Annotated in this window: 5 protein-coding genes; 4 read left to right on the top strand and 1 reads right to left on the bottom strand. The window is 62.6% G+C overall.

The genetic code is table 11. The features are described 5' to 3' along the window. Window positions 1-153 precede the first annotated feature (153 nt). The gene (locus UB23_RS23265) at window positions 154-1044 is read right to left on the bottom strand and encodes a LysR substrate-binding domain-containing protein (RefSeq protein ID WP_045061636.1); all 891 of its coding nucleotides are present in this window, start codon (window positions 1042-1044) and stop codon (window positions 154-156) included. Between the two features lie 118 nt (window positions 1045-1162). On the opposite strand from UB23_RS23265, the gene UB23_RS23260 reads away from it, so the two are divergent. From UB23_RS23260 to UB23_RS23245, 4 genes are all read left to right on the top strand, one after another. Further along, window positions 1163-1627 carry a (2Fe-2S)-binding protein gene (locus UB23_RS23260; protein ID WP_045061635.1) on the top strand — a complete coding sequence of 155 codons (465 nt, stop codon included), beginning with the start codon at window positions 1163-1165 and terminating at the stop codon, window positions 1625-1627. Continuing rightward, complete coding sequence (locus tag UB23_RS23255) at window positions 1627-3831, top strand: xanthine dehydrogenase family protein molybdopterin-binding subunit (protein ID WP_045061634.1); 2205 nt, start codon at window positions 1627-1629, stop codon at window positions 3829-3831. The genes UB23_RS23260 and UB23_RS23255 overlap by 1 nt, the downstream gene beginning before the upstream one ends. 6 nt (window positions 3832-3837) lie before the next feature. Next, window positions 3838-4731: a LysR substrate-binding domain-containing protein gene (locus tag UB23_RS23250; RefSeq protein WP_045061633.1), complete on the top strand. Its 894-nt coding sequence runs from the start codon at window positions 3838-3840 to the stop codon at window positions 4729-4731. Window positions 4732-4873: 142 nt separating this feature from the next. Next, window positions 4874-6370: a helix-turn-helix transcriptional regulator gene (locus UB23_RS23245; protein WP_045061632.1), complete on the top strand. Its 1497-nt coding sequence runs from the start codon at window positions 4874-4876 to the stop codon at window positions 6368-6370. Window positions 6371-6463: the final 93 nt, after the last annotated feature.

Below are 6463 nucleotides of genomic sequence, written 5' to 3'. Positions count from 1 at the left end.
AATTGGGCGGGGGGGTGATATGCGTTCGATATGGTTTCGTATTGACTGGGCGGCCCTCATCGCTGGCAAGCCAGCTCCCACAGGTTTTTGTGTTGTCAGAAAGACTGGGTCAACACTTTGATCCCTGTGGGAGCTGGCTTGCCAGCGATGGCGTCAGGATTGTGTACGCGAGGCCAGCTGCTTGATCACCTCAACCACTGGCGCCACGCGCTCGGCTTGCCCCGGCGGCCACACCGCATACAGGTTGTAATGCGCCGGGATCTGCGCGGTGTTCAGTTCAACCAGGCGCCCCGCGCGCAACGCATCTGCTGCCAACAGCCCACGCACCAATCCCGCACCGACCCCCGCTGCAGCCGCCGCAATCAGGTTCGCCGCATTATCGAAAATAACCCGCGCGGCCGGCTCGGTGGGGGTTAATCCTGCGGCATCCAGCCACGGAATCCACGACCGGCGCGTGTAGCCCAGCAACGGCAATTGCAACACCTGCGCCGGCGTCATCGGCAGCTGCAGACCGTGCCGCTCAAGCAGTCCGGGGGAGGCCACCGCCATGACCCGGTCGCCGCAGATCTGCGTCATCTCGCAGTCTTCCCAGTCGCCATAGCCATAACGCAATGCCAGGTCCACCCGCTCGAACGAAGTGCGATCCGAGCGTGGCACCGACAGCATCACGACTTCATGCCCGGGCAGTAAATCCAGAAGCTCGGGCAAGCGTGGGTTGAGCCAGCTCTGCGCCAGTTCGCTGTCGACATCGAGCGTCAGCCGCTGCGCCACGCTGCGGTTCTTCACTGAGGACAGCGCGCGGTCGATTTGTGCCAGGCCGTCAGAGAGCACGCTGGCGAACAACTGGCCGGCATCGGTCAGGTTGCTGCCACCGCCTTCGCGCACGAACAGCGGCTGGCCGATGAAGTCTTCCAGGGCACGGATCTGCTGGCTGATGGCGCTGTGGGTCAAGTCGAGCTTGCGCGCAGCGCTGGAAAAACTGCCGCTGCGCGCAGCCTGGATGAATGCGCTCATGGACTGTACCGACGGGTATCGTTTGTACATGCTGTTAGTCCTACTTACACAGGGTGGCAGAAATCGTCGCTGGCCCGATTGGCCTGCGGTTACCACTATTCGATCACCAGGCCCGCACAAAGACGGGCCGCTCTTTTGGAGCCTGACAATGATCGAATTCACGGTAAACGGCGAACGACACGAGCTGGTAGAGACTGCGCCCTCCATGCCCTTGTTATGGGTGTTGCGTGACCACTTGAAACTCACCGGCACAAAGTTCGGCTGCGGCATGGGGCTGTGCGGAGCCTGCACGGTGCACCTGGACGGGGTCGCAGTGCGTTCCTGCCAGTTACCGGTGGCGGCGGTGGCGGGGCACCGCATCACAACCATCGAAGGCTTGTCGCCCACCGGGCAGCATCCGCTGCAACTGGCCTGGGTTGCCGAAGATGTCCCGCAATGCGGCTACTGTCAATCCGGCCAGATCATGTCGGCGGCGGCGCTGCTCATCACCGGGGCGGTGGTCACCGATGAGTCGATCCGCGATGCGATGTCCGGCAACCTGTGCCGCTGCGGCACGTACGGGCGCATCAATAAGGCGATCAAGCGCGCAGCCAATGCGCCGAAGGAGGCGTGATGACGAGCAACCGGATCGAGCTGCCACGCCGGCAGTTTCTCAAGCACAGCGCCACCGTTGCTGCGGGTTTGGCTGTTGCCTTCTACCTGCCCGCAGGCATCAGCGCCAGCGACCCGAAAGCGCCGGCGCCTGCCACTGTCTTTGAGCCGAATGCCTGGGTGCGGGTATGGCCCGATGGCACGGTCAAACTGGTGGTGCACAAACACGATTCCGGCACCGGCACCCACACCGCACTGGCCGCGTGCGTGGCGGAGGAGCTGGACGTCAACCCGATGACCGTGCAGGTCATCTCGCCGGAAAACCCCTTCTTCGAAACCTATATCCACCCGGTGTGGAAAGTCTATTCCACCGGGGGCAGCACCAGTGTGTCGCTGGAATATGATCGCCTGCGCATGGCGGGCGCCACCGCGCGGGCGTTGTTGATCGCGGCAGCGGCAAGGCAGTGGCAGGTCAGCCCTGACAGCTGCACCACCGAGGAGGGCCGGGTGGTTCACAGCACCAGCCAGCGCAGCCTGGGTTATGGCGAACTGGTGAGTGTGGCCGCGCACTTGCCGGCGCCCACAGCCGTCAAGCTCAAGGACCCCGCGCAGTTCAAGTACATCGGCAAATTGCGCCATAAACGCGATGCGGCGGCGAAGGTCTGCGGACGTTTCAAGTACAGCATCGATGTGCAATTGCCCGACCTGTTGGTGGCGGTGATCCTGCGCACCCCGGTGGTGGGGGCGAAAGTCTTGAAGGTGGATAGCACTGCAGCATTACAGGTCCCGGGTGTGCGCAAGGTGATCGCGGTACCGGGCCGTCCCGACGTGCTCGGCGGCAATCAGGAAGGTGTCGCGGTGTTGGCCGACACTTACTGGGCCGCGCAGCAGGGGCGGGCGCTGCTGGTGGTGCAATGGAGCGAGTCGCCCCTCGCCGGGTTCGACAGCGATCAGCTGGCCACATCCCAGACGGCGGCGCTGGCTGATAAAACCGCGCTGCGGGTCACGGCGATGCAGGCGGGTGATGTCGATGCTCAATGGCCGGGCGCGGCGCGGCTGCTGGAAGCTGATTACCGCATGCCCTACAAAGTCCAGAACCCTCTGGAACCGATCTGCATCACCGCCCAGGTCAAGGACCACGCCATCACCTATTGGGGCGGCGTACAGGTGCCGTCTTCGGCATTGGAGGCGGCGCACGTGGTGTGCGGTATCGCCAAGGACAACGTCACCATCAATGAGATGGTCTCCGGTGGCAGTTTCGGCGCACGGGAGGCCAAGTACTGGCTGTTCGAAGTGGCGTACCTGGCGCAACAGGCCAAGGTCCCGGTGAAGCTGATGAACAGCCGTGAAGATGAAATGCGCTCGCTGTTCATGCACCCGGCCACGTTGCACAGGGCCAAAGGCGCACTTGACGCCCAGGGCCGCCTGACGGCCTTGCGCCTTGAAGCCGTGTCGCCGGCCTCGCCGGAGCAGTGGGAGCCGGGCTATTTTGAACGGCCTGACCGCATGGACTACAGCACCACCGAAGCGCTCACCGCGTGGGACTTTGCGTATCGCCCGGCAAACCTGGACCTGGTCTGGGTCAAGCACGAAAGCCAGGTGCCGAGCGGCTGGTATCGCTCGGTGAGCTTCATCCCCAACGTGTTCGCCGTGGAAAGCTTCATGGACGAGCTTGCGCAGGGCGCCGCAGAGGATCCCCTGGCCTTCCGACTGGCCCACATGCACGAGCGGCCGCGTCATGTCGCGGTGCTCAAAAGTGCCGCCGAGCGTGCGGGTTGGGGCCAGCCGCTACCGGAAGGCACGGCCCTGGGGATTGCCACCAATCAGGGTTACACCAGCTTTATCGCCGTGGTGGCGCGGGTGGCCAGAAAGGACGGAGTGATTCGCGTGGAGAAGCTCACGTGCGTGGTGGATTGCGGCCTGGCCGTGTCGCCTGGCGGCGTCGAGGAACAAATCTACGGCGGCCTGATGTGGGGCCTTGGTCACGCCCTGTTCGATCGCATGGACATCAAGCAGGGACAGGTGGTGCAGAGCAACTTCCATGATTACCGGGTGCCGCGCATGTCCGACATGCCGCAGGTAGACATCCTGGTGCTCGACGGCGAACCGGGTAAACCAGGGGGCGTCGGTGAGCTGGGCAGCCCGTCGGTGGCCCCGGCCATTGCCAACGCGCTGTTCAGCCTGACGGGCGTGCGTCAGCGCTCGACACCACTGACCCTTGGGTAAACCGCCATGGACCTGCGCTTGTTGCGGTACTTCATGGCCTTGGCCGAAGAGCTGCATTTCGGTCGGGCCGCGTCGCGGTTGCACATCTGTCAGCCACCACTGAGCCAGCAGATCCGCCTGCTTGAGGAAGAGCTTGGTACGCCGCTGTTCGAGCGCAGCCACCATCGGGTCGAACTGACGGCGGCGGGGCAGATGCTCAAGGAGCAGGCGCCCCTGGTGTTCGAACAACTGAACCGCGCGCTGGACCTGACCCGCCAGACCGGTCGCGGCCAGTTGGGCGAGCTGGAGATTGGCATGATCAGCTCGGTGATGGTCGGCGTGCTGCCGCGGGCCCTGCACCTGTTTCGCGAGCGCTATCCGCAGGTCAACTGGCGGTTGCACGAGATGACTCCGGCGGCTCAGGTCAAGGCCTTGAAGGAAAAGCGTATTGACGCCTGCGTGTTTCGGGTCGGCTACGACGATCCGGGCCTGCGTAACGAACTGCTGATTTATGAACCGATCCGGGTGGTCATGCCGGTGGACCATCCATTGGCGCAACGCGAAGTGCTGGCGCCCGCCGACCTCGCGGCAGAACCTTTCGTGGCACTGGAACTCAAGCAATCGAGGTTTGCCGATTTTCTCTTCCAGTGTTGCATCAAGGCTGGATTCACCCCGCAGATCCGCCAACAGGTGATCGAGGTACAGACTTTGCTCAGCCTGGTCCGCGCAGGATTCGGTGTGGCCTTGCTGCCAGCCTCGATCGAACAGCTGGCGCCCGCCGGGCTGGTGTTCCGTCGGTTGAGCCCGGCATTGCCGGAGGTGCCGCTGTACGCCACCTACCGCGCCGATGATGAATCGCCGGTGCTCAAGCTGTTCCTGGATACGTTGCGCGAGTTGGTCGTCGAAGGTGCGCCCCGGTAGACGCTCCCACAGCCTTGCACCCACAAAATTCGGCATCGGCTACAGGGCCGTGTACAAGACTTATTCGCACTTACGCAAATGGTTGCGGTCGACATCTTCACAGAGCACCACGGGTTGGTGCGGATATATCAGTGGAGATCCAATGAGCCAGGACGTCCTGAGCACCGAAACCAATCGCCGCCATCTCCAGCAGATCATCGCTGGCCTGTCCGACGGGGTGATTTTGCTGGAGCTAGACCAGACCATCATCTGGGCGAACGAAGCTGCACTGTCCATGCATGGCGTCGAGCAACTGGGTGACCTGGGTGCCAATGCCCAGGAATACGCCAAGCGCTTCGCCCTGCGTTATCGCAACAACCACCCGGTAGTGTTCGACAATTATCCGATCAGCCGCGTGGGCCGTGGCGAGACCTTCAGTGACGTGCTGGTCGAGGTGACCCGCACCGATGATGAGGAGCGTACCTGGGTGCACAGCGTGCGCAGCCGGGTTCTGACCAACAGTCGCGGCGATCCCGAGTCGCTGGTGCTGATCATGGACGATGTCACCGAATGGGCCAGCGCCGAACAGCGCTTCGAAAGGACCTTCAACGCCAACCCCGCGCCGGCGGTGATCTGTCGCCTGAGCGATCTGCGCTATATCAAGGTCAATGCCGGTTTCCTGGAAATGACCGGCTATACCCGGGATCAGGTGATCGGTGCATCGACCTACGAGCTGGACATTCTCGAAGGGGCCGAGCGCAGGGAGCTGGCCATCGAGCGCCTGCGCGAGCACGCCACCATTCCGCAAATGCAGGCCGAGCTGACATTGCCCGAGGGCGGCAGCAAGCAGGTGATAGTGGCTGGCCAGCCATTGGCGTTCAACGAGGAAGACTGCATGCTGTTTTCCTTCGTCGACATTGAGCCCCGACACAAGGCCGAGGTTGCGTTGCGCCAGAGCGAGGAGCGATTTGCCAAGGCGTTTCGCCTGTCGCCGGTGCCGATCCTGGTGTGCGGGGCTGCCGATCAGGTGGTGATGGATGTCAACGAAGCGTTCCTCGATACCTTTGCCTATCCGAGTGAAGAAGTGCTGGGCAAAACGGTTGCCGAGATCGGTTTCTTTCATGACAAGGGGGCCCAGACTCGTCTGTTCGCCGCCCTGGAAAAAACTGCAAGGCTGGACCGCATCGACGTCGGCCTGCGCAAGAAAACGGCTGAATTGCTCGACTGCGCCATCTCGGCCGACACTGTGAATATCCAGGACCATCCGTCTTACCTGCTGGTGATGATGGACATCACCGAACGCAAGCGCACCGAGCTGGAACTGGTGGCGGCGATCGAGGAAGTGATGAAGCACGCTTCCTGGTTCAGCCGGACGCTGATTGAAAAGCTCGCCAACGTGAAGAGCGTCAATTCACCGAAACTGCCCAGCGTGTCATTAGCCGAGCTGACGGCGCGCGAACGCGATGTGCTGGGGTTGATCTGTGAGGGCCTGGCCGACAAGGAGATTGCGGCGCGATTGAAGCTGGCACCCAACACGGTGCGTAACCATGTGTCGACCATCTATTCCAAACTCGATGTCCACAGCCGCAGCGAGGCCATCGTGTGGGCACGGGAGCGTGGATTGTTCTCGGGGGAATGGCGCACCAAGGGGCAGCGCTAGGGGTGCAAATGCACTAGGTGATGGGGTGCAATTGGATGTGTCTGGCGACTCTTCCTGTTCGTAATCTGAGAGGGTGCGATACAGGTGCTGGAA

Origin of the sequence: Pseudomonas sp. ES3-33 (assembly GCF_000952175.1) — a bacterium.
Taxonomy (GTDB): domain Bacteria; phylum Pseudomonadota; class Gammaproteobacteria; order Pseudomonadales; family Pseudomonadaceae; genus Aquipseudomonas; species Aquipseudomonas gregormendelii.
Note: the sequence above shows the minus strand (reverse complement) of the source record. Positions and strands in the feature narration are given on the sequence as shown.

Bases quoted from the DNA above. Each gene is read 5' to 3' on its own strand.
- UB23_RS23245 (WP_045061632.1), top strand. From the start codon at position 4,874: ATGAGCCAGGACGTCCTGAGCACCGAAACCAATCGCCGCCATCTCCAG.
- UB23_RS23260 (WP_045061635.1), top strand. From the start codon at position 1,163: ATGATCGAATTCACGGTAAACGGCGAACGACACGAGCTGGTAGAGACT.
- UB23_RS23265 (WP_045061636.1), bottom strand. From the start codon at position 1,044: ATGTACAAACGATACCCGTCGGTACAGTCCATGAGCGCATTCATCCAG.
- UB23_RS23255 (WP_045061634.1), top strand. From the start codon at position 1,627: ATGACGAGCAACCGGATCGAGCTGCCACGCCGGCAGTTTCTCAAGCAC.
- UB23_RS23250 (WP_045061633.1), top strand. From the start codon at position 3,838: ATGGACCTGCGCTTGTTGCGGTACTTCATGGCCTTGGCCGAAGAGCTG.